A 23765-nucleotide genomic window follows, 5' to 3' on the forward strand; every position below is an offset into this window, starting at 1 on the left:
CGGCGATGCAACGACGCCTGCCCCTGCTGATCAATACCGAAGCCATCGAGTTGTGGCCGGCCGGCCTGCTGCGTGCGCGCAGCAATCTCGACGCGCGCCTGCTGTCACGAGCGAACTGGGTGCTGCGGCGCAAGTGCGATGGCCGTTACCTGGCGGCGGTGGTGGAACACGGCGTGCACGCCATGGTGCCGCGCCTGGCGCGCGAGCCCGGGGCCGAGGAAGCACTGGCCTTGCTGGATGCAGCTGCGGCCCGGCCGTTCGGTGCAAATCTGGAAGCGCAGTGGCTGCCCCTCGCCGGGCTGCAGCAGCGCCTGCAGCAGCTCGGCCTGGATGCCCAGCGCTATGCCGACGACAGTGGCCTGCCGCTGGAACCCGAACCGTGCCTGCTGCACTTCGCTGGCCGCGACCGCTTCGGCCGCCCGTTGTGGCTGCGCCGTGGCGCCGCGCAGGGCTGGCGACGGATGCGCCTGCACGCCGCGCAGGATGGCATCGCACTGGATGCAATCTCCGGCTTCCGCAGCCATGCCTACCAGCTGGGCATCTTCGAACGGAAACGGGCGCGCGGGCTGAGCGTGGCCGAGATCCTGAAGGTCAATGCCGCGCCGGGGTTCAGTGAACACCATAGCGGCCATGCGCTGGACATCGGCACGCCGGGCGATGCCCCGGCCGAGGAATCGTTCGACGCCACTGATGCATTTGCTTGGCTGCAGGCCCATGCCGGCGAGCACGGCTTCCACTTGAGTTACCCGCGCAACAACCCGCACGGGATCGTCTACGAACCCTGGCACTGGTGCTGGAGACCGGCCAACGGCTGAGCCCCTCGTGGCGGCCGCAAGGCGAAATTCATGGAGCGGTCCGGGCGGGCAGGCTGCGCAGGGGACGCCGTAAATACGTCCCTGTAGGCTCGGGCGCGCCATCCATGGCGCTTACGCCCCTGCGCAACCCACCCGCCCGGCCACGGACAGATTCCGCGTGCGTCCGCCACGGGATGGAACAAGAGAGCAAAGACAAAACCGGGTCGCTTCGCTCGAAGTCTCTACAACGGGTCAGCGCGCGGCTGTTGGGTCCGCCTTCAAGCGAGCCGAGCACCGCAGGTCCGGCGAGGGTGAAGAGGTGCTTGCGATTCTGTAGAGCCGAGCCATGCTCGGCTGCTCTCCGCACCGTCCCTCGACGGGCCGAGGAGCACAGGGGACCGGTGCGCAGCATCGGCTCGCGGCCGGCGGCGCGTTTGGTTGCTTTTCATTTCGCGCGAAAAGAAAAGTAACGCCCCTGAGCGATGCAGATCGCATCAGCAGGGATCGAAACGACGCCGTCGACTCAGTCACCGCCTCAACGCATTGATCGCCAGCAACACCCATCCAGCCATCATGCTGGTGCCACCGATCGGCGCCATCCGTGTCGGCCACTGCCACAACGCCCCACCCACCAGGCTGCCGGAAAACAGCAGGACCCCCAGCAGCAGCACGTACAGCGCCAGGTGTGCGATCACCCCCTGCGCGCGCGGCCCAAGCGCGACCAGCACCGCGCCATGCGCGAACGCATACAGCGCCGCCATGTTCAGATGCTGCTGCGCCAACGGGTCGGCCACGCCATGCGATGCATAGGCAGACAGGCCGATCGAGACGGCAGCCAACAGCGCCCCCAGGCAGGCCAGCAGGGAAGGCTTACGTGCGCGACGTTCCAGATTGAACATGAGGGCTCCTTGCGCAGCGCCCCTTGCCGGGCGCCGGATGAAAAAAAAACGCGCCGCAATGAGCGGCGCGTTTTCGTGTCCAACACTACATGGGTCAGCCGGGGATTACTTGACGGCCCAGTAGATGTCGTAGGTACCTTCCGGGGTGAACGACTTGTCGATGCCGTCCTTCCAGGTTTCGTACGGACGGTCGATGACTTCGTTGCCCGAGGTCACGGCCCAGGCACGCAGGCCGTTGCGCGCCACGTCCAGACCCGCCATGTGGCCGGTGTAGGCCGCATGCGCCGAACGGTGCGGAGCAACGTGCACGTACTTGACCGGAGCGCCGCCGTCGATCTTGACGGTCAGCTCGTCGGCAGCAGCACCTTCGGCACCCTTCTTCTTCACCGGCTGGGCAATGTCGAAGGCGTACTTCTCCTGGCCGAAGTCGGTGGTGATGATGCGGAACGGACCGGCAGCTTCAAGGCCATTGGCCTCCATCACGCGCTTGATCCACTCCTGGTTGTCCTTGATGGACTTGGTGATGGTGTCCTGACCGCGGTCCACGTTGCCGGCGTTGACCACCAGCAGGTTCTCGGCCGGCACTTCAACGATGGCCAGGTCGGTCAGCGGGGCTTCCGGCGTGCGGTAGTCCACGTTCGGCACGGTTGCGAGCATGTTGGCCATGCGCGACAGACCCATCTTGATGTCGTCGCCGATCTGGCGGCTGACATACAGGCCGGCGTAACGGCCGAACAGGTCGAAGCCGTACTTCACCGAGTAGTCCTGGGTGATCTTGACGTTGCGACCGCCCTTGCCGGTCGGCTCCAGGTTGAAGGTGGTGACCTTGTCGTGACCCTTGGTGGCGTCCTCGATGGCGATCACAACACGCTTGTTCTCTTCGGCTTCGGTGATCTTCCAGGAACCGGTACCCAGGTCCTTGGAGGTGAAGTCGAGGGTGGCACCGACACCCGAGGCCGGGCCGGACAGCTTCAGGTCAACGGCGGGATCGCGCAGTACCAGCGGGTTCCAGTCCTTGAAGCGGCGCAGGCTGCTGACCGTGTCGTACACGATCGTCATCTTGCGGTTGGTCTCGATGCTTTCGGTGATGTGACGCTCGCCCGGCAGACATACGCCAATGATGACGAACAGGCCAGCCACGATCCCCAAGGCGATCAGGAACTCGATAATACGGGTCATTCAGAGAGTCTCCGGGGCCGATCCCACGGCCGGGTTGATTGAAGCGAAGCGCCAATCCTAGCAGGCTTCGCGGGCATTGTTTATCGGGATTGGCGCACCGGTTTCCCTGCCGGCTGCGTATTTGTATGGACAAAGGATTCGAAGGGTAACGCATACCGCTACCCGGCAAGTAGGGGGCAACCCTGGCGGAACCCCCCGGCCACGACCCAAGTCTTTGTACTTGAAAGATTTTTCTTATACCAGCTGGAGTTCGAAGGCCTTCAATACGGCACGCGTACGGTCGCGCACACCCAGCTTGGAAAGGATGTTGGACACGTGGTTCTTGATGGTGCCCTCGGCGACGCCCAGCGAATTGGCGATCTCCTTGTTGGAGAAGCCACTGGCCATCAGCCGCAGGATCTCGGTCTCGCGGTCGGTCAGCGGGTCCGGGCGGTCCAGGCTGACGAATTCATTGCGCATGTGCTCCAGGCCGGACAGCAGGCGCTGGGTTACCGCCGGCTGCACCAGCGATCCCCCGTCGGCCACGGTGCGGATGGCACCGACCAGCTGTGCCAGGGTGACGTCCTTGAGCAGGTAGCCCTTGGCACCGGCCTTGAGCCCGGCCAGCACCAGCTGATCGTCGTCGAAGGTAGTGAGGATGATGGTCGGCGGCAGCTGTTCCTGCCTCGACAGCACCTGCAGGGCCTCCAGCCCCGACATCACCGGCATGCGCATGTCCATCAGCACCACGTCGGGGCGTACCTGGGGGATCAGCTCGACCGCCTGCCGGCCGTCGCCGGCCTCGGCCACCACCTCGATGCCGTCGTCGAGCGCCAGCAGGGAGCGGATTCCCTGCCGCACCAGGGTTTGGTCGTCGACCAGGCAGACGCGAATCATCAACGCACTCCTTCAGGAACCTTGGTAAGGGCCGCCACCAGCACCGTTGCCGGCACCGTCGCCCGCAGCCGGAAACCCTCACCGGGGCGGGTTTCGATCTGCAGCTGGCCACCACATTGTTGCAGGCGCTCGCGCATGCCGCGCAAGCCATTGCCCACATTGACCATATCCGCGCCGACACCGTCGTCGCGGGCCTCGACCACCACCCGATCGGGGGCTTCACGGTACACCTTGATCCACAGGTGGCGGGCACTGGCATGGCGCACCGCGTTGGTGATGATCTCCTGGGTGCAGCGCAGCAGTACGTGGGCCCGCTGCGGGTCCTCCACGTTCAGCGGATCCTCGATCTCCAGCTGGATGTCCAGCGAGGGCACGTTCTCGGTCAGCGGGCGCAGGGCCGCGGCCAGATCGATCGCGCCGGTCTCGCGCAGCTGGCTCACGACCTCGCGCACGTTGCCCAGCAAGAGCTTGGCCAGCGCGTGCGAGCGCTTCACGTGATCCAGGGCCTGGCCCTCGGCCAGGTGCCCGGCGACCTCCAGGTTCAAGGTCAGCGCGGTCAGCTGGTGGCCCAGCAGGTCATGCAGTTCGCGCGAAATGCGGGTGCGCTCGTTGACCCGCGCGCTCTCGGCCAGCAGGGCGCGGGTGGCGCGCAGCTCTGAATTGAGCCGGCGCTGCTCGTCGCGGGCCTCGGTCTGCTGACGCGCAACCAGGCTGGTCACGAAGATGAACATGGAGAAGCCGCCGTACAGCAGCGACTGCATCACCGCTTCGAACAGCGGGAAGCGCAGCAGCATATAGTAGACCGGAGCCACGGCCAGCTGGCTGACCAGCAGCCACAGCACCCCCAGCCGTACCGACAGCATCCACGGAATGACCCCGGCGGCCACCATCATCAGGATGCTGCCCAGGCCCGACCCGCTGAGGAAGCTGACCCCCAGCGCCGAGACCGTCAGCAACAGCAGCAGGCTGCGGTCCAGCCAGCTGGTGTGGCTGTCGCTGCGCAGGATGCGGGTCAGCCAGTAGTAGGCCGTGCCGAAGGACAGGTAGGCAACGAACAGCAGGATCGCCCAGCCGCCCATGTCAGCGCGGCTGTGCAGGTTCTCGAACTGCGAGTATGCCAGCGGCAGGCCGACCATGACCCAGGTGAACAGGCCGGCCAGGCGGAGGACGCGGGTATGGCTGAGGACTCCCAACATGCCAGCACTCTACGGGCCCGGCCTGCGTCGCGCACTCCCACGGAAGTCATGCCCCTGCAGTCGCCTGTTCATGCCGCAGCCCACCCCGGGCATGCAATAATCGTGCGCAGGGTCCCTTGATGGACCAACCGCGTTACCCCACGGAGTCACAATGTCGATTGTCATCCGCGACGTGCGCGAGCACGAGCTCGATTCCGTCCTGGCTTTGAACAACAATGCTGGCCTGGCCATCCTTCCCCTGGATGCGGCCCGCCTGCGCCTGTTCTATGAAACCGCTGAATACTTCCGCGTCGCCGAGCGCGACGGTAACCTGGCCGGCTTCCTGATCGGCTTTGGCAGCGACAGCCAGCACGACAGCAGCAATTTCGCCTGGTTCAAGCAGCAGCTGGACACCCCGTTCTTCTATATCGACCGCATCGTGGTCGCCAGCCGCCGTCGTGGCGGCGGCGTCGGCCGTGCGTTCTATGCCGACGCGCAGAGCTTCGCCGAACTGCGCTACCCGCAGATGACCTGCGAAGTCTTCCTCGACCATGGCGCCGATGCCGCCCTGCTCTTCCACGGCAGCTTCGGCTTCCGCGAGCTGGGCCAGAACACGATGCCGCAGGTCGATGTGCGCGCCAGCATGCTGGCCAAGGAACTGTGCAGCTACCCCTGGGTCAAGGAGACCTACGGCGGCAAGCTGCCGGATGTGGCATGGACACGCGCACGGCAGCTGCCGGCGCAGGCACAGCGGCCGACGGGGACCTGAGCGTGGCGGTGAATTTCGATTACGAACAGGCCGGTGAACTGAAGATCGGCCAGGTGGGCATCGCCAACCTGCGCATCCGTACCCTTGATGTCGAACGCCTCGTGCAGGAAATGCGCGAGCGCGTGACCCGCGCCCCGAAGCTGTTCGGCCGCGCCGCGGTGATCCTCGACTTCGGCGGCCTGAGCCAGGTGCCGGATGTGGCCACCGCGCAGGCGCTGGTCGATGGCCTGCGCAGCGCCGGCGTGCTGCCGGTGGCGCTTGCCTATGGCACCAGCGCGATCGACCTGCTCTCGCAGCAGCTCGGCCTGCCGCTGCTGGCCAAGTTCCGAGCGCAATACGAGCGTGCCGAGGCCGAACCGGCCCCGCCACCGCCTGCACCGGAGCCGCGCCGCGCAGCCCGTGCCGAACCGAAGCCGGCCCCGGCAACGCCGGTGGCCAAGGTGGCCGACGCGGCTGCACCGAAGCCGGGCCGCATGCAGCTGGGCAACGTGCGTTCGGGCCAGCAGCTGTACGCGGAGAACTGCGACCTGACCGTGATGGCCACCGTCGGCGCCGGCGCCGAGGTCATTGCCGATGGCAGCATCCACATCTACGGCACCCTGCGCGGCCGCGCGCTGGCAGGGGCCCAGGGCAACACTGCGGCACGCATTTTCTGCCGTGATTTCCATGCGGAACTGGTCGCCATTGCCGGCCATTACAAGGTACTGGACGATGTCCCGGACAACCTGCGCGGCAAGGCCGTGCAGGTCTGGCTGGAACAGGACCAGATCAAGATCGCTGCGCTGGACTGACGCAGCCCCCAAACAGAATCATCAGGAGAAGTCCTTTGGCTGAAATCATCGTAGTCACCTCCGGCAAGGGCGGCGTCGGCAAGACCACTTCCAGCGCGAGCCTGGCCTGCGGCCTGGCGCGGCGCGGCAAGAAGGTGGCGGTGATCGACTTCGACGTCGGCCTGCGCAACCTCGACCTGATCATGGGCTGCGAACGCCGCGTGGTGTACGACTTCGTCAACGTCGTGCACGGCGAAGCCACCCTCAAGCAGGCCCTGATCAAGGACAAGCGCTTTGACAACCTGTACGTGCTGGCCGCCTCGCAGACCCGCGACAAGGACGCACTGACCCAGGAAGGCGTGGGCAAGGTCCTGAAGGACCTGGCCGCCGACGGTTTCGAGTACATCATCTGCGACTCCCCGGCCGGCATCGAGAAGGGTGCCTTCCTGGCGATGTATTTCGCCGATCGTGCGGTGGTGGTGGTGAACCCTGAAGTGTCGTCGGTACGCGACTCCGACCGCATCATCGGCCTGCTCGACTCGAAGACCCACAAGGCCGAGTCCGGCCAGGACGTGCCGGCCTTCCTGCTGCTGACCCGCTACACCCCGCTGCGCGTGGAAAGCGGCGAGATGCTGAGCATCGCCGACGTCGAGGAAGTGCTCGGCCTGAAGGCGATCGGCGTGATTCCGGAATCGGGCGACGTGCTCAACGCCTCCAACAAGGGCGAGCCGGTCATCCTGGATGTCGAATCCGCTGCCGGCCAGGCCTATGAAGACGCCGTCGCGCGCATCCTCGGCGAAGAACGCCCGATGCGCTTCACCAACGTCGAGAAGAAGGGCTTCTTCAGCAAGCTGTTCGGAGGGTAAGCATGGGCCTGTTTGATTTCCTCAAAGCGAAGAAGACCACCGCCGAAACCGCCAAGAACCGCCTGCAGATCATCATCGCGCAGGAACGCAGCCACCGTGGTGGCCCGGACTACCTGCCGCTGCTGCAGCGCGAGCTGCTGGAAGTGATCAAGAAGTACGTGAACATCGACGTCGATGCGGTGAAGGTCGACCTGGTAAAGGATGGCCAGCACGACGTGCTGGACATTTCCGTGGCGCTGCCCGAAGGCCCGGACAAACCGTGATCCCCTGCCCCGCCCGTGCCTGCATGGGCGGGGCTGTCTGACCCGCATGACCGATACGACAACCGCCGTGGACATCACCTGCGTGGGCGACATCGCCTTCGCCGACGCGCAGCGCCTGCTCGCCGCGCATGGCCTTCGGCTGCACCACGTGGCGGCCGGTGAACCGATTCCCGGCAGTTACTGGGGCGAGCCAGAGGCCGGCATCATCGCCAGCAACGTGTACGTACGCGATGACACGCCCGTGCACTCGATGCTGCATGAGGCCTGCCACCTGATCGTACTGCCGCCGGAGCGGCGTGCGCAGGTGCACACCGATGCCACCGACTCGGTGGCCGAGGAAGACGCGACCTGCTACCTGCAGATCGTGCTGGCCGGGCAGCTGCCCGGTGTCGGCAGCCAGCGGCTGATGGCCGACATGGATGCGTGGGGATATACGTATCGGCTGGGATCTACCCAGGCGTGGTTTGAACAGGACGCCGAAGACGCGAAGGCGTGGTTGATCGAACGCGGATTGCCGGTGGCGTGATTCACCGGGAACCGGGGTCAGATCCTTTTTGCGTCGCAAAAGGGATCTGACCCCATCACCGTATCAGCCCTGCCCGGCCAGCGCGCGCAGGGTGATGCCGACGATGTAGGCCAGGTACGTGCCGGTGGCATAGCCCATTGTCCCCAGCAGCACGCCGACCGGCGCCAGGGCCGGATGGAACGCCGCGGCCACCACCGGCGCCGAGGCTGGGCCACCGATGTTCGACTGCGAACCGATGGCGAAATAGAAGAACGGTACCTTCAGCAGCTTGCCCAGGCACCACAGCAGCACGATGTGCACGCTGATCCAGATGATGCCCAGCAGGAACAGCCACGGGCGGTCCAGCAGCGCCAGCAGATCCATCTGCATGCCGATGCAGGCGATCAGGAAGTACAGCAGCAGCGAGCCCAGGCGCGATGCGCCCGCGCCTTCCAGGTTGCGCGCACGGGTGAAACTCAGGCTGAGGCCGAGCGTGGTCGACAGCACCACCACCCACACGAACGGCGCGTCCAGGCTGAACTGCGCAGCCCAGCTGACATTCGCCTTGAACCACGCCGCCAGCGGTGCGCCAATGGCGTGAGCCAGGCCGACACCGCCGAAGGCCACCGCCACGATCAGCATCAGGTCGGTCAGGCTGGGAATGCGTTCGTGTTCGGCCTGGAAGCGCGCGATGCGCTCCTTCAGCTCATCGATGGCCGAGGTATCGGCGCCACTGCGCGCGTCGATCTTCGCCGCGCGCCCGGCCAGGAAGATCAGCGCGGCCATCCATACGTAGCCGACCCCGACGTCGACCACCGCGAACTGTCCGAAGGTGGTCGCATTGACGTCGAACACTTCACGCATCGCCAGCATGTTGGCGCCGCCGCCGATCCAGCTGCCCGCCAGCGCGGCCATGCCGGCCCAGGTGTCTCCGGCCACGGTTTCCGGATGCACGGCACGCATCAGCAGGAACGCCACCACCGCACCGAGCATGATGCTGGCCGAGGCACCCAGGTACATCAGCACCAGCTTCGGGCCAAGCCGCAGGATGCCCTTGATGTCGACCGCAAGGGTCAGCAGGATCAGCGCCGCCGGCAGCAGGATGTCGCGCGCGATCGGGTTGTAGAGCCGGGTGTTCTGCCCGTCGATCAGGCCCACAGTGTTGTAGATGCCGGGAATCAGGTAACACAGCAGCAGGGCCGGCACGAAGGTGTAGACGCGCTTCCACAGGCCCTGCTCTCGCGAGGCGGTCCAGAACACGGCGCCAAGGGTGGCGGCGATCAAACCGAAGACGACGATGTCGTTCTGGATCAGGGCAGTCGAAGGCATGCAGGCGCTCTGGTAGAGCCGGCCGCTGGCCGGCTGCTGTTGGCGGCAGATCCGGAAGGTGCACCGACCAACGGTCGGCACCCACCGGTAAAGCAAAGGGTGAAACAAAAGCGCCGCCCCGAAGGGCGGCGCTGCAATCATCAATTGCCGATGTGCTGCTTCAGCCAGGCATTGACGGTGTCATGCCACAGGATGCTGTTGTTCGGCTTCAGCACCCAGTGGTTTTCATCCGGGAAGTACAGGAACTTCGATTCAATGCCCTGGCGCTGGGCGGCGGTGAACGCGGCCAGGCCCTGCTCGACCGGAATGCGGAAGTCCTGCTGGCCGTGGATGACCAGGATCGGCTTCTTCCAGTCCGCCACGTGGTTGACCGGGTTGAACTTCTCGTAGTTGGCGGCCTTCTGGTACGGCGTGCCGCCCTGCTCCCACTCGGTGAACCACAGTTCTTCGGTGGCGTAGCCCATCATGCGCTGGTCGAACACGCCGTCGTGGTTGACCAGGCACTTGAACGGGCCGTTCCAGTTGCCGGCGATCCAGTTGACCATGAAGCCGCCGTAGCTGGCGCCCAGCGCGCAGGCCTTGTCACCGTTGAGGAAGGAATACTTCTTCAGTGCCGCATCCCAGCCCTTCTGCAGGTCTTCCAGCGGGCGGTCGCCCCAGTGCTGGCTGATCGCATCGGTGAATGCCTGGCCATAGCCGGTGGAGCCGTGGAAGTCGATCATCACCACCGCGTAGCCCTGGCCCGCGTAGGTCTGCGGGTTCCAGCGGTAGCTCCAGCCATTGCCGAAGCTGCCCTGCGGGCCGCCGTGGATCAGGAACGCCACCGGGTAGGACTTGCCTTCCTGGTAGTTGTGCGGCTTGACCACGTAGCCGTGCACGGTGTCGTTGTTCCAGCCCTTGAACTCGAACTGCTCGTAGTCGCCGAAGGACACGTCCTTCAGCACCTCGCCTGCGGCCGGGGTCAGCGCGCGCAGTTCGCCGATGGCTTCGCCCGCGGCCGGCAGCAGGCCGACCAGCACCTGGTCGTTGCTCTTCAGGCTGTTGCGGGTGATCGCCACGCTGTTGCCGGCCACGTCGACCGCGGTCACGCTGCCGTCGCCGATCAGCTTGGTGGCCTTGCCGCTGGCCACGTCGATCTGGAACAGCGGGTGTTCGCCGAGGTCGTCGGCGGTGGTGTAGATGCTGGCGCCGTCGGCGGACAGGGTGATGCCACCGGCCGAACGATCCCACTGCGGGGCAATCTCGCGGGTCTTGCCGCTGGCAACGTCCATCGCCATCAGGCCGAAGCGGTCGGCCTCGAAGCCCGGGCGCTTCATCGCGCGGTAGAACAGCGTCTTGCCGTCGGCACTGAACACCGGGCCGGCATCCCAGGCCGGGTTGGAGGCCGTCAGGTTGACCGGCGCCTGCTTGCCGGCGGCGTCGAAGCGGTACAGGTCGAAGTTGGTCGACCACGGCTCCTGCTTGCCGGCCACGCGGATGCTGGCCACCACGCTGGCGCCGTCCGGCGACCAAACGAAGTCGTCATTGCCGCCGAACGGCTTGGACGGCGCATCACCATCGATGGTCGCGCTCAGCGCCGAAGCGCCCTTGACTGCACCGGCCTTGGCTGCCGGCAGCGGAGCGACGAACAGGGTATTGCGGCGACCGTCGTTCCAGGTATCCCAATGGCGCACGAACAGCGAATCCCACACCTGGCCGCTGGCCTTGGCGTCCTTCTTTTCCTTCAGCTTCTTCTCGGTGCAGGCCAGGTCCGAGGCGCACGCCTGGAACACGCCGGCGCTGAACAACACGCGGTCGTCCTGCGGCGACACACGGTAGCTGTCCACGTCGACCGGGAAGTCGGTCAGCTGGCGCGGGGTGCCGCCGCTGATCGGCTGCGCGTACAGCTGCTGGCTGCCGTTCCTGGCACTGAGGAAATACACGGTCTGGCCATCGGCCGACAGCGAAGCGGAATTGACGTTCCAGCCGGCCGGGGTGATCTGCTTCGGCGGCGCTGCGTCGCGGGTGCGCAGGTTGCGCGCGTACAGCGCGGTGGAGGCCTTGAGATTGGCATCCACGCTGCGCTTGGCGAACACCACGGTGCCGCCGTCAGCGGTCAATACCGGCGCGGAGACGCGGTCCATGGCCACCATGTCGCGGACTTCCAGGCCACGGGCAGCGGCGACGCTGGGCAGGGCGGCCAGCAGGCTCAGTGGCAGCAGGGCATGACGCAGTTTCATCGGGGTCTCCGCAGGACGGCAAAAAACCGATGGTAGGCCCGCATGGCCGGGGCTGCCAAGGCCATCGGTCATGGCTGCAGGCGGGCAATCGCCAGAAACCGCAAACCCCGCCGAAGCGGGGTTTGCGGGGACGCCGGGGTCGGATCCGATTCCGGCGGAATCGGCTCTGACCCCAGACGCTGTCAGCGCGGGGTCGGAGCCCTTCCCTGCGGGAAGGCGTCCGACCCCATTGCTTACGCCTTGGCGTACTTGCCGGTGCGGTAGATCAGCCAGCCGACCAGGAACAGCACGGCCAGGCCGATCCACTGTGCGCCCGGCAGGTGGAACGGCACCGCCAGCACGTCGGCGCGGCTGCTGACCACGATCGGAATCGCGATGGCGATGCCCATCAGTGCCTCACCGGTGATCAGGCCGGCGGCAAACAGCACGCCCGGCTTGTGCACGCGGTCGCGGCCTTCTTCGTCATCGGCGCGCACCTTGTGGAAGCGCTCGACCAGATGGGCGATCAGGCCGCCGAGGAAGATCGGCACCATCAGTTCCAGCGGCAGGTAGATGCCGATAGCGGCGGCCAGCACCGGCACGCGGAAGCGCGCGTTGCGGGACTTCAGCCAGCTGTCGAAGGCGATGATGGCAGCGCCGACCACAGCACCAATGCCGATGAAGGTCCACGGCAGTTCACCGCCGAACAGGCCCTTGGCCACCGAGGCCATCAGGTTGGCCTGCGGCGCAGCCAGCGCGTTCGGGTGCAGCTCGGACTTCACGCCGATGCCGTAGGCAGTGGCCAGCAGGTTCAGTACCGGGGCCATGATCAGTGCGCACGAGAACGCACCGATGCCCAGCATCAGCTGCTGCTTCCACGGGGTGGCACCGACGATGTAACCGGCCTTGAGGTCCTGCAGGTTGTCACCACCGACCGCAGCGGCACAGCACACCACCGCGCCAATCATGATCGCGGCCACCGCGCCCAGCGGCGCCCCGCCGGCACCGACCGGCTTGAGGCCGTCAGCGCCCAGCAGCACGACCAGCACGGCCGAGGCGAACAGGATGGTGGAGATGGTGATGCCCGAGACCGGGTTGTTGGACGAACCGATCAGGCCGGCCAGGTAGGCCGAGACCGAGACGAACAGGAAGCCGGCGACGATCATGATGAGGGTCATCGGGATCGACACGTGCCACTGGCCGACGATGGCCTGATACAGGGCCAGCAGCGGCAGCACGAACGCCACCAGGGCGACCAGCATCCACTTCATCGGCAGGTCGCGCTCGGTATGCGCCAGCACCGGGCCACCACTCTTGCGGGCCGCGGCGAAACCGCTCTTGACGCCGTTGAGCAGCGACTTGCGCAGCGAGATCAGGGTCCAGATGCCACCGATCAGCATCGCACCAACGCCCAGGTAGCGCATCTTCGCGCCCCAGATGGCGAACGCGGCCTCGGTGGAGGAAGCCGCAGCAACCGACGCGGCCAATGCCGGATCGGTGTTCATGAAGAACGCCTGGTAGATCGGAATGGCGATGTGCCAGGTCAGGATCGAGCCCGACACCACCACGATGCCGACGTTGAGGCCGACGATGTAGCCCACGCCCAGCAGTGCAGGCGACAGGTTGGTGCCGATGAAGGCGGTGACCTTGGAGCTGCCGACATAGGCCGAGGTGGCCCAGGCGTCCGGGATCAGGCGCATGCCGCTTTCCGCAGCCAGCTTGACGAAGGCGCCGATCACCGCCGACAGGCCGAGGATCTTCAGGCCCGGACCCGGGTTCTCACCGGCCTTGAGCACTTCCGCCGCCGCCTTGCCTTCCGGGAACGGCAGCGGGTCTTCAACGATCATCGAACGGCGCAGCGGCACCGAGAACAGCACGCCCAGCAGGCCGCCCAGGCCGGCGATGCCCAGCACCCACCAGTACTTGAAGTCCGGCCAGTAGCCCATGATCACCAGCGCCGGGATGGTGAAGATCACACCGGCGGCGATCGACGAGCCGGCCGAGGCGCCGGTCTGCACGATGTTGTTTTCAAGGATGGAGCCACCGCCCAGCAGGCGCAGCACGCCCATGGAAATCACCGCGGCGGGAATGGCGGTGGCGATGGTCAGGCCTGCGAACAGGCCGAGGTAGGCGTTTGCGGCCGACAGCACCACCGCCAGCACGATGGCCAGGGCCACTGCGCGGAAGGTGAGCTGCTTGGGCGCAGCGTCGTGGTTCATGGAAGCCCCTGCTGGCAAAAAATCCCTGTCACGCTAGCGTTCAGGACAGATCAAGTCCAGCGTGCCAAAGGATGGGGCAGCCGCCACAGCGCAATGAGGCTGTGCGTGAAGCCGGAATCGGCAGACACGGCAAAGTCCGGCTGGGATCACCTGAATTGATATGTTATATCTTAATACTACCCTGTAGCTTCCGCATCGCATGCCCCCTTCCCCCTCTCCCCGCCTGGCCTCCATCGACCAGCTGCGCGGCACCGTGATGCTGCTGATGCTGCTGGACCACGTGCGCGAGACCTTCTTCCTGCAGCACCAGGTGAGCGACCCGATGGACGCAGCCACGGTCTCCCCTGCGCTGTTCGCCTGCCGTCTGCTGGCCCACCTGTGCGCACCCGTGTTCGTCCTGTTGACCGGCCTGTCGGCCTGGCTGTACGGCCAGCGCCAGCCGGATCCGCGCCGGGCCACAGGCGCCTTCCTGCTCAAGCGCGGGCTGTTCCTGGTGGTGCTGGAACTGACCCTGGTGAACTTCGCCTGGACCTTCCAGCTGCCGCCGCACACGCTGTACCTGCAGGTGATCTGGGCCATCGGGCTGAGCATGATCGCGCTGGCCGGCCTGCTGTGGCTGCCACGCCCGGCCCTGCTGATGCTGGCAATCGCGGTGGTGGCCGGGCACAACCTGTTCGACGGCCTTCGGGTGCAAGGCAATGGCCTGCTGGCGGTGCTGTGGAAAGTACTGCACCAGCGCGACTGGATCGAGGCTGGCACGCTGCGCCTGCGCACCTCCTATCCGGTACTGCCGTGGATCGGGGTGATTGCGCTGGGTTATCTGATGGGGCCCTGGTTTGGCCGCGCGCGCGCGCCGGAGCAGCGCCAGCGCTGGCTGCTGTGGGCAGGCGTCAGCGCGCTGGCCCTGTTCGCATTGCTGCGGTTGGCCAACGAATATGGCGATGCGCCCTGGCAGTACCAGGCCACCACGCTGCGTACCTGGCTGAGCATCTTCAACGTCACCAAGTACCCGCCGTCCTTGCAGTTCCTGCTGCTGACCCTGGGCGTGGGAGTGTTGCTGCTGCGGCTGTACGAATGGCCGCCGCTGGCGCGGGCACTGCAGCCGCTGGCCGATATCGGCGCTGCGCCGATGTTCTTCTACCTGCTGCACCTGTACGTACTGAAGGGGCTGTACCTGGCCGCGTTGGCGGCCTGGGGGCCGACCCATGGCGAGCTGTATGCCCTGGATTCGGTCAGCGGCCTGCTGCTGGTGGCCTGTGCGCTGGCGGTGGTGCTGTACCCGCCGACGCGGGCCTTCGCGCGGTTCAAAGCGCGAAGGCGCGATCTGCCTTGGTTGCGATACCTGTGATCGCCCAGGCCAGCCCGGCAATCCACGCATGGCGTGGATCTACTGAAAGCGGATCAGGCCACAGGCCTATAATTCCGCGATGAATTCCACCGCTATCGCTTCCGACGACTTCCTGGGCCACCCCAAGGGCGTCTACGTCTGCTTCTTCACTGAAATGTGGGAGCGCTTCTCCTTCTACGGCATGAAGGCGCTGTTGCTGCTGTACCTGACCAAATATCACCTGTTCGGCGACAAGGCCGGCCTGGACCTGCTCGGTGCCTACGGTGGCCTGGTGTACTGCATCCCGGTGTTCGGCGGCATGCTGGCCGACCGCTGGCTGGGCATGCGGCGGGCGGTGCTGTTCGGCGGCATCCTGCTGGTGCTCGGCCACCTCGGCATGGCCTTCGAGGGCCACGCCGCTTACCGGGTAAACGGCGAAGTGGTGCGCGACACCTCGGCGCTGGCGGTGACCTACCTGTCGCTGGCGCTGATCATCATGGGCGTCGGTTTCCTCAAGCCGAACATCTCCACCATCGTCGGCAAGCTGTACGCCAAGGATGACCCGCGCCGCGATTCGGGCTTCTCGCTGTTCTACGCCGGCATCAACCTCGGCGCGCTGTTCTCCTCGCTGGTGTGCGGCTTCCTCGGCGAGGCCTATGGCTGGAAGTACGGTTTCGGTGCAGCCGGCATCGGCATGCTGGCCGGCCTGGCGATGTTCCTGTGGGGCCAGAAGTACCTGCAGGGCCACGCCGAACCGCCGCAGCCGGCGGCGCTGAAGCAGAAGGTGATGGGCCTGCCGCGCGAATGGCTCATCTACCTGTGCGCGGTGCTTGGTGTGCTGCCGGTGGCGTGGCTGATGTGGGCCGCCGGCAACGGCGCGTTCGCGCTGGGCGGAGAAATCAGCCTGGCGCTGATGCTGATGCTGGTGGTGCTGGGCGGCGTGCTGGTCTGGTTCGCCTGGTTCACCGGCAGCAAGTGCACGCCGGTGCAGCGCCAGCAGATGATCGCGCTGATGGTGCTGATCTTCATGGCGCTGGTGTTCTTCACGATGTACGAGCAGTCCTACGGCTCGTGGGTGACCTTCACCGACCGCCTGTTGACCAAGGACATCGTGCCCTCGCTGGTGATCACCGGCGGCACGCCGCTGCCGTGGTCGATCATCTCGCTGCTGCTGGCACCGCTGGGCTTCGTGATCAGCGCGCGGTTGTCCGAGCGCCGCCCGGGCTCGGCTGCGCCGCGCACGTTCTTCGCCGCCATTGTCGTGCTGATGCTGGTGCTGCTGGTGCGCGACTGCCTGGTGATCCCGCAGACCGCAGGCTCGCTCACCTATCTCGGCGGCCTGTTCCTGGTGCTGCTGGCGCCGGCATTCGCCGCGCTGTGGACGTGGATGGACCGCCGCGGCTGGGAGCCGGGCAAGCCGGTGAAGTCGGCCTGGGGCCTGGTGATTGGCGCACTGTCGTTCGTACCGCTGGCACTGGCGGCGCAGCAGGTGGGCGCCACTGGCGAGATGGCCAGCGTGTGGTGGCTGGTGCTGGCCTACTTCCTGCTGGCCAGCGGCGAGATGTGCCTGTCGCCGGTCGGCCTGTCGGCAGTGACCCAGCTGGCCGTGCCGCGGGTGATGAGCCTGATGATGGGCACCTGGTTCCTGGCCACTGCATTCTCGGAGACGCTGGCCGCGCTGTTCGGCAAGCTGGCCGCGATCGAGGTGCCGGAAGGCGAATCTCTGGACATGGTGGCCGCAGCCGGCGCCTATGCGCACCTGTTCTGGCTGCTGATGTGGATCGGCCTGGGTTGCGCACTGGCGGCCTTCATCGCCGCACCGCTGCTGAAGAAGATGATGCACGGGGTGAAGTAAACCCCGCGCTTGCGGAAAACCAGGGCGGCGGAATGATCATCCACCGCCCTGTCAGCTCAGGGCGCCTTGTCCTTGCCGGTCGCGGGCGCGGTCGTCGCAGTCTTGCCGCCCAGGCTGCGCGCCAGGAAGGCCAGCAGCTTGTCGTAGTACTCGCTGCGATGGGCCTCGGTGTAGAAGCCGTGGCCTTCGGTCTTGTAGTACAGGCTTTCCACCGGCGTGCCGGCGCGCTTGAGCGCTGCTTCCATGCGCTCGGTGTGCTGGATCGGCGCGCGCTTGTCTTCGCCACCGGCGGCCAGGAACACCGGCACCTTGATCCGTTCGGCCATGTTCACCGGCGACACCGCACCCAGCTTGGCCGGATCCCCCAGCCATTCGCGCAGGTAGGTCACGCCTGAACCCCGGTCCTGGATGTCGCCACGGGTGTACATCATCGGCAGGTCGTAGACCCCGACATAGCCCGCCGCGCACTGATACAACCCGGGTTCGCGGGCGGCACCCATCATCGCCGAGTAGGCCCCGTAGCTGGCGCCGTAGATACAGATGCGACGGCCGTCGGCGATGCCTTCGCTGATTGCCCAGCGGGTGGCATCGGTGACATCGTCCTGCATCGCCGCGCCCCACTGCTGCGCCCCGGCCTGGGTGTGGGCCCGGCCGTAGTTGCCCGAACCACGGAAGTTGACCTGCAGCACGGCATAACCGGCCGCGGCCAGCATCTGCGTTTCGCGGTCGTACTGGCCGGAATCGAAGATGTCGAACGGGCCGCCATGCGGCATCACCACCATCGGCAGGTTGCGCCCGTCGCTGCCGGCCGGCAGGGTCAGGAAGCCATGCAGCGGCAGCCCGTCGCGCGCCTTCAGTGCAATCGGCTTCACGCTGGCACTACGGTCCACGTCGATCCAGTCGCTGCGGCTGATCAGGTGATCGGCCTTGCGCGCCACCGTGTCGTACACATAGAAATCGCCTGGGTTCGAGCCCGACCAGGTTTCCACCAGCACGACACGGCCATCGCGGGTGCTGGAGGTGATGTAGACGGGCCCTCCGAAGGCGGCTTCCAGGCTGCGGTACAGGCGCGCATCGGCCGAGCCTTCATCGAAGAAGCGCGTGCGCGGTTTGTCACCCAGGTACAGCGCGCCTACCGGCACATGGGTGCCGGGCCGGTGGATGATGCGGTACGGATTGACCACCTCGTCGCGCAGAAGCGTCGCGCGTTCGCCGGTCTGCGGGTTCCAGCTGACGATCGCATCCGGGCCTTGGGTCTGCTCGACGTTGAGGTAGGCCAGGCTGTCATCGGCCGAGAAGCCGAGGGCGGTTTCGATGCGCTTGCTGACCGCCTCATCATTGATCAGCTTCCAGCTGTCGCCACTGCGTTCGCGGAAATACAGCTTGTTGATGTTGTCGCTGCCCGAGCCGTGCACGAAGCGGACCTCGCCGGCGCCGTCGGTGGTGAACTCACCGCGCCGTACCGGCGAAGACGCCACCCGCGAGCGACGACCGGTGGTCACATCCATGCGATCGACGCGGGTGAACGGATCCTCGGCCAGCGGCCATACGGTCACCAGCACGTTGCGCTCGTCACCCGGCAGGTCGTCGGCCAGGAAGGCGGCCACGGCTTCGACTTTCTTCGGCTGGATGCGGGTCCCCGGGCCCTTGCTTTCGACGCGATAGCCGACCAGCAGCTCGCCACGGTTGCCATTGGCGTCGATGGCATAGAGTTCGCCGGTGGGATTGGGCTGGTCGAGCGAGCCCCACTTCTGGGCCAGGCCGATCAACAGGCGCTCGTTGCTGACCCAGTCGAATTCCTGCGCATGATTGCGGCTGGGCGGCCAGAAACTGCCGACCACCTCCTTGTCCTTCAACCGCAGGATCGCGATCGCGGTGCTGTCTTCCTTCGGCACTGTTGCCGCCACGTACTCGCCCCCCGGCGAGATCTTGATATCGGTGAAGGTCTCCCGGCGCAGGTACTGCGTCAGGTCCACCGCCCCCGCGCTGCCTGCGGCAACGCCCCCGATGACGGCCAGTGCGGCCGCCAGAATGGTCTTGTGCATCCTTCCCCTGCTCCTGTGGACACCTTGTCCTGGTGGCCGATTCTAGGCAGGGCCGAGCGTTTGACGCCAGAGCCGGAAAAGACGACGGCACCGTTGCCGGTGCCGTCGTTGCCACTACCTTGGAGAGAGAGTCAGGACGTGGGTTCGGGGGGCGTGCACCGGGTCAGTGGACCCCGCGCACCGCCAACATGAGGGCCAGGATGCTGAGGATCACGGCGATGGTGCCGTCGAGCACGCGCCAGGTGCTGGGCTTGGTGAACAGCGGCGCCAGCAGGCGGGCGCCGAGGCCCTGCGCGGTCAGCCACAGGCAGCTGGCGGTGACCACGCCGGCGGCGAAGGCCATGCGGGCGTTGCCGAAGTTCTCGGCGATGGAACCGATCACCATCATGTCCAGCCAGAAGTGCGGGTTGATCAGCGAGAAGCCGACCGCGGCCATCAGCACCGCGCGGCGGCTGCCGTCATCGCTGTCGGCCTCGCCCATGCCACCCCCCCCGGCGATCGCACGGCGTGCCGACTTCATCGCATACCAGGCCAGGAACGCGACACCGGTCCACAGCACGGCGGTCGTCAGCCACGGCAGCGCCGAGGTGAGCGTGCGCAGGCCGGCCACGCTGGCGAAGATGAAGATGGCATCGATGGCCGCGCAGGTGGCGACCACCGGCACGATGTGCTTGCGCAGGATGCCCTGGCGCAGAATGAAGGCGCTCTGGGCGCCGACCACCGCGAACAGGCCGATGCCGGTGGCTGCACCAGAGAACCAGGCACCGAGGCCGGTGCTGGCGGAGATGACCGAGAACATGGGATTCACTGCCTTGTATTGCTTGGGGGGACGGTGCCTCGCGAAGGCGGACAGCACCGGAACGGACGCCATTGTCGCGCCGCAACATGGAAAAGACGAGCTAAACTTCCTAAACCAACATTAGCGGAGCTTAATTCGATGCGCATCGATCATGCCCAGCTGCGCGCCCTGGCCGCGGTGATCCGCGAAGGCAGCTTCGACCGCGCCGCACAGTCGTTGAATGTCACGCCCTCGGCCATCTCGCAGCGGGTCAAGGCACTGGAGGACCGGATCGGCCGCCTGCTGGTCAAGCGCGGCACGCCTGCCACGGCCACCGCCGAGGGGCAGCTGCTGGTGCAGCTGGCCGAGCAGACCGCCCTGCTCGAACACGATGCGCTGCACCGGATGGGCCTGGCCGATGAGGATCTGCCCCAGGCCAGCATCCCGGTGGCGGTGAACCACGACAGCCTGGAAACCTGGTTTCCGCAGGCCGCCTACCAGTTCGCGCAGACCACCGGCACCACCCTGGACCTGCGCGTGGAAGACCAAGACCACACCGTGGAGCTGCTGCGCCAGGGCACGGTGCTGGGCGCAGTGACCACGCTGGACGAGCCAGTGCAGGGCTGCCAGATCCATGCGCTGGGCAGCATCCGCTACGCCGCCACCTGTACCCCCGAGTTCCGCGAACGCCACTTCGCCAAGGGCGTGACCGCGCAGGCGCTGGCACAGGCGCCGGTATTGGTGTTCAACCGCAAGGACGAAATGCAGTCGCGCTTCGCCCGGCGCATGGCCGGCGACGACCTGCCCAGTACCGCACCGACCTGGTGGATCCCCTCCACCCGGGCCTTCGTGCAGGCCAACCTCGGCGGACTGGGCTGGACCATGAACCCGCTGCCGCTGGTCAAGCGGCACCTGGACGCAGGCCGCCTGGTCTACGTGCGCCAGCGCGCGTGGGAGGACGTGCCGCTGTACTGGCAGCACTGGAAGGGCGACGTGCAGACCATGGCCCTGCTGACCCGCGCGGTACTGGATGCGTCCTCCGCGCTGATCCGGCGCAAGCGCTGACGCCCAGCGGGAAAAAGGGGACGGAGGGGATTAAGTCGTCTTTGCCCCGGATGTCGTTTGGGTCTTAAACGACTTAATCCCCTCCGTCCCCTTTTTTGCTCCATCGGATCTCCACGTAAGCTCCACACCAGGTCCATGCGTGATGCGGATACTGGTCGGCCGATCACTGCAAGGATGCCCTGCATGCCTGTATTCGTCCGCGACGCCCGCCCCGAAGATGCCGCCGCCTGCATCGACCTGCGCGGGCGCACCCGCGAGAACGCCTTCAGTGCGGCCCAGCTGGCAGAACTGGGCATCACCGAGGACAGCTGGGCAGCCGGCATCGCCCAGGGCGATTCGATCGGCCGCGTCGCCTGGGACGGCGAGCGCATGGCCGGTTACTGCTTCGCCGATCGTGACAGCGGCGAGGTGCTGGTGCTTGCCCTGCTGCCGGACTACGAGGGCCGCGGCATCGGCCGCCAGCTGCTGCAGGACGTGGTCAGCCTGACCCGCGATGCCGGCCACCAGCGGCTGTTCCTGGCCTGCTCGGCCGACCCGCGTTCGCGCTCGCATGGCTTCTACCGCCGCCTGGGCTGGCGCCCGACCGGCGAGCTCGATGAGGCCGGCGACGAGATCCTTGAGCTGGTCCCCACCGTCGCCGGGCGCCGCCTGCCGCCCACGTGACAGCGTCGCGAAACGTCGGATGCTGCGTTGCATCAAAAAACGACCGGATCCGGTTAGAATCGCGGATGGATGCTGCAAGGCGTTGTTTCTTCACGCCCTTTCCCTGCCCCACGCGCATCCTGACCCCTTCCCCTCCGCCAACGATCCCGCCCCCATGAAGAAATTTGGCAAGGCCCTGCTCGCCCTGCTCGTGCTGCTGTTGCTGGCCGCCGCGCTGTTCCTGTACTGGCCGCTGACCCAGCGCTCCGTGCCCGCCGCCAGCAACGACAAGCCCGTCGATGTTGTGCTGGTCGGCGCCGGCATCATGAGCATCACCCTGGCCACCTACCTGCAGGAACTGCAGCCGGACTGGAACATCCAGGTCTACGAACGCCTCGACGGCGTCGCCGGTGAAAGCTCCGATGGCTGGAACAACGCCGGCACCGGCCACTCGGCGTTCGCCGAACTGAACTACACCCCGGAACTGCCCGACGGCAGCATCGAGACCAAGCGCGCGGTCGGCATCGCCGAATCGTTCGAGGTCTCGCGCCAGTTCTGGTCGCACCAGGTGAAGGAAGGCCGGCTGAGCCAGCCCAGCGACTTCATCAACCCGACCCCGCACATGAGCTTCGTCTGGGGCGATGACAACATCGCCTACCTGCACAAGCGCCAGCGGGCCCTGGTGAAGAACCCGCTGTTCTACGGCATGCAGTACTCCGAGGATCCGGCGCAGATCAAGCAGTGGGCCCCGCTGCTGATGGAAGGCCGTGACCCGAAGCAGAAGGTTGCCGCGACCTGGATGCCGCTCGGTACCGACGTCAACTTCGGTGTGATCACCCGCCAGCTGACCGCCGGCCTGCAGCGCAGCCCGAACTTCAGCCTGCACCTGAACCATGAAGTGACCGCCCTGCGGCAGAACGCCGACAAGAGCTGGAACGTCACGGTGAAGGATCTCAAGGCCGGCACCGAAACCACCACTCACACCCGCTTCGTGTTCATCGGTGCCGGCGGCGCCGCGCTGAAGCTGCTGCAGATGTCGGGCATTCCCGAATCGAAGGACTACGCAGGCTTCCCGGTCGGTGGCCAGTTCCTCGCCTTCCAGGGCCAGGACGTGACCTCGCGCCATGGCGTAAAGGCCTACGGCATGGCCGAAACCGGTTCGCCGCCGATGTCGGTGCCGCACCTGGATGCACGCAAGCTGGACGGCAAGCCGGTGGTCCTGTTCGGGCCGTTCGCGCTGTACAGCACCAAGTTCCTCAAGCACGGCTCGTGGTGGGACCTGTATTCCTCGGTGACCCACAACAACGTTGGCCCGATGCTGGAAGTGGGCAAGGACAACCTGGACCTGGTGCAGTACCTGATGGGCCAGGCGCGCCTGAACGATGCCGACCGCCAGGCCGAACTGGTCAAGTACTTCCCCAATGCCAAGCCGGGTGACTGGAAGCTGGTCACCGCCGGCCAGCGCGTGCAGATCATCAAGCGCGATCCGCTGAAGGGCCCGGTGCTGCAGTTCGGTACCGAGATCGTGACCGACAAGGACCACACCATCGCCGCGCTGCTCGGCGCGTCGCCGGGCGCGTCGACCTCGCCGCCGATCATGCTGGACCTGATGGCCAAGGCCTTCCCGGACCAGATGAAGGCCGGTTGGGAAACCCGCCTGCGCGAAATCGTGCCGTCGTACGGGCGCAAGCTCAACGACAGCGCCGCACTGGTCAACGAGATCCGTACGCTCACCAGCCAGACCCTGCACCTGCCGTACCTCGAGGTGCCGGTGGATGCGAACGCGGCGGTGCCGGCTCCGGCCGCTGCGGCTCCGGCACCGGCGAAGGAAAAGCGCAATGCCAATGAGGAACTGCAGGCGCTGTAAGCCCGCGCGTTCCCTCGATGCAGACGGACGGCCACCTTCGGGTGGCCGTTTGTTTTTGTGCGAGGTGGGTCGGATCCCTCCCGCACGGGAGGGCTCTGACCTGCGATTGGGCGTCGATGATGGGGTCAGAGCCCATTGTCTGCAGCAACGGGATCCGACCCCAGCCCGCCACTGCTCCGCGCCGGGAAGCCCCTGCACAATGACGCGAATTGTAATGTTGTTAAGAATTATTTACATTTGCACCCTGCGCAGTGATCGCGCCGCTCCAGATGGACCTGACCGTGCCCGAAGCCGCCGCCCCGGGTGCTGGACGACTGTTGCCGCCCTTCCCCGTTTCCAAAAGC

Annotated in this window: 20 protein-coding genes; 11 read left to right on the forward strand and 9 right to left on the reverse strand. The window is 66.3% G+C overall.

Annotated elements, in window-relative coordinates:
* Nucleotides 1–5 precede the first annotated feature (5 nt).
* The gene (locus tag AC5P74_RS14615; RefSeq protein ID WP_329841497.1) at nt 6–815 is read left to right on the forward strand and encodes a M15 family metallopeptidase; all 810 of its coding nucleotides are present in this window, start codon (nt 6–8) and stop codon (nt 813–815) included.
* A 506-nt stretch (nt 816–1321) separates the two neighbouring features.
* On the opposite strand, the gene AC5P74_RS14620 is transcribed toward AC5P74_RS14615, so the two are convergent.
* From AC5P74_RS14620 to AC5P74_RS14635, 4 genes are all read right to left on the reverse strand, one after another.
* Nucleotides 1322–1693, reverse strand: a complete 372-nt coding sequence (locus AC5P74_RS14620) for a DUF423 domain-containing protein (RefSeq protein ID WP_005415687.1) — start codon at nt 1691–1693, stop codon at nt 1322–1324.
* 105 nt (nt 1694–1798) lie between these two features.
* Entirely contained in the window at nt 1799–2872 is a 1074-nt protein-coding gene (locus AC5P74_RS14625) for a polyketide cyclase (protein ID WP_005415686.1), read from the reverse strand.
* Nucleotides 2873–3106: 234 nt separating this feature from the next.
* A complete protein-coding gene (locus AC5P74_RS14630) occupies nt 3107–3748 on the reverse strand; it encodes a response regulator (RefSeq protein ID WP_006424175.1) in 642 nt (213 codons plus the stop codon).
* A complete protein-coding gene (locus tag AC5P74_RS14635; RefSeq protein ID WP_053497662.1) occupies nt 3748–4944 on the reverse strand; it encodes a sensor histidine kinase in 1197 nt (398 codons plus the stop codon). The genes AC5P74_RS14630 and AC5P74_RS14635 overlap by 1 nt, the downstream gene beginning before the upstream one ends.
* Before the next feature lie 151 nt (nt 4945–5095).
* On the opposite strand from AC5P74_RS14635, the gene AC5P74_RS14640 reads away from it, so the two are divergent.
* From AC5P74_RS14640 to AC5P74_RS14660, 5 genes are read left to right on the forward strand one after another with little or no spacing between them, the layout of a single operon-like run.
* Nucleotides 5096–5692: a GNAT family N-acetyltransferase gene (locus AC5P74_RS14640; RefSeq protein WP_005415684.1), complete on the forward strand. Its 597-nt coding sequence runs from the start codon at nt 5096–5098 to the stop codon at nt 5690–5692.
* Nucleotides 5638–6483 carry a septum site-determining protein MinC gene (gene minC, locus AC5P74_RS14645; RefSeq protein WP_049413254.1) on the forward strand — a complete coding sequence of 282 codons (846 nt, stop codon included), beginning with the start codon at nt 5638–5640 and terminating at the stop codon, nt 6481–6483. Before AC5P74_RS14640 ends, minC begins: the two co-directional genes overlap by 55 nt.
* A 35-nt stretch (nt 6484–6518) precedes the next feature.
* Nucleotides 6519–7328 (forward strand): septum site-determining protein MinD, encoded by an 810-nt coding sequence (minD, locus tag AC5P74_RS14650; protein ID WP_346607752.1) that lies wholly within the window; start codon nt 6519–6521, stop codon nt 7326–7328.
* A gap of 2 nt (nt 7329–7330) precedes the next feature.
* Nucleotides 7331–7591, forward strand: a complete 261-nt coding sequence (gene minE, locus AC5P74_RS14655) for a cell division topological specificity factor MinE (protein WP_005408532.1) — start codon at nt 7331–7333, stop codon at nt 7589–7591.
* Between the two features lie 46 nt (nt 7592–7637).
* Nucleotides 7638–8117, forward strand: coding sequence for a hypothetical protein (locus AC5P74_RS14660; protein ID WP_053497660.1), 480 nt, complete (start codon nt 7638–7640; stop codon nt 8115–8117).
* A 63-nt stretch (nt 8118–8180) separates the two neighbouring features.
* On the opposite strand, the gene AC5P74_RS14665 is transcribed toward AC5P74_RS14660, so the two are convergent.
* The 3 genes from AC5P74_RS14665 to AC5P74_RS14675 form a co-directional block, all read right to left on the reverse strand.
* Nucleotides 8181–9425 carry a DUF819 family protein gene (locus AC5P74_RS14665; RefSeq protein WP_005415680.1) on the reverse strand — a complete coding sequence of 415 codons (1245 nt, stop codon included), beginning with the start codon at nt 9423–9425 and terminating at the stop codon, nt 8181–8183.
* Nucleotides 9426–9565: 140 nt separating this feature from the next.
* Complete coding sequence (locus tag AC5P74_RS14670; RefSeq protein ID WP_005415679.1) at nt 9566–11644, reverse strand: alpha/beta hydrolase family protein; 2079 nt, start codon at nt 11642–11644, stop codon at nt 9566–9568.
* Nucleotides 11645–11877: 233 nt separating this feature from the next.
* A complete protein-coding gene (locus AC5P74_RS14675; protein ID WP_049435318.1) occupies nt 11878–13842 on the reverse strand; it encodes an OPT family oligopeptide transporter in 1965 nt (654 codons plus the stop codon).
* A gap of 199 nt (nt 13843–14041) precedes the next feature.
* Between AC5P74_RS14675 and AC5P74_RS14680 the strand changes: the two genes are divergently transcribed.
* Nucleotides 14042–15190: an acetyltransferase domain-containing protein gene (locus tag AC5P74_RS14680; RefSeq protein WP_346607750.1), complete on the forward strand. Its 1149-nt coding sequence runs from the start codon at nt 14042–14044 to the stop codon at nt 15188–15190.
* 79 nt (nt 15191–15269) lie between these two features.
* Entirely contained in the window at nt 15270–17024 is a 1755-nt protein-coding gene (locus AC5P74_RS14685; RefSeq protein ID WP_206620244.1) for a peptide MFS transporter, read from the forward strand.
* 56 nt (nt 17025–17080) lie between these two features.
* Here the strand turns inward: AC5P74_RS14685 and AC5P74_RS14690 are convergent, their stop codons facing one another.
* Together AC5P74_RS14690 and AC5P74_RS14695 are read right to left on the reverse strand one after the other, a co-directional pair.
* Complete coding sequence (locus AC5P74_RS14690; RefSeq protein WP_053497655.1) at nt 17081–19069, reverse strand: alpha/beta hydrolase family protein; 1989 nt, start codon at nt 19067–19069, stop codon at nt 17081–17083.
* A gap of 163 nt (nt 19070–19232) precedes the next feature.
* Nucleotides 19233–19868 carry a LysE/ArgO family amino acid transporter gene (locus AC5P74_RS14695; protein WP_005415673.1) on the reverse strand — a complete coding sequence of 212 codons (636 nt, stop codon included), beginning with the start codon at nt 19866–19868 and terminating at the stop codon, nt 19233–19235.
* Nucleotides 19869–20006: 138 nt separating this feature from the next.
* On the opposite strand from AC5P74_RS14695, the gene AC5P74_RS14700 reads away from it, so the two are divergent.
* The 3 genes from AC5P74_RS14700 (at nt 20007) to mqo (ending at nt 23421) form a co-directional block, all read left to right on the forward strand.
* Complete coding sequence (locus AC5P74_RS14700; RefSeq protein ID WP_005415672.1) at nt 20007–20912, forward strand: LysR family transcriptional regulator ArgP; 906 nt, start codon at nt 20007–20009, stop codon at nt 20910–20912.
* A gap of 183 nt (nt 20913–21095) precedes the next feature.
* A complete protein-coding gene (locus tag AC5P74_RS14705; protein ID WP_053497651.1) occupies nt 21096–21575 on the forward strand; it encodes a GNAT family N-acetyltransferase in 480 nt (159 codons plus the stop codon).
* Between the two features lie 154 nt (nt 21576–21729).
* Nucleotides 21730–23421: a malate dehydrogenase (quinone) gene (gene mqo / locus AC5P74_RS14710; RefSeq protein WP_346607749.1), complete on the forward strand. Its 1692-nt coding sequence runs from the start codon at nt 21730–21732 to the stop codon at nt 23419–23421.
* Nucleotides 23422–23765: the final 344 nt, after the last annotated feature.

The organism is Stenotrophomonas sp. YJH_SMC_94-11, assembly GCF_059370435.1.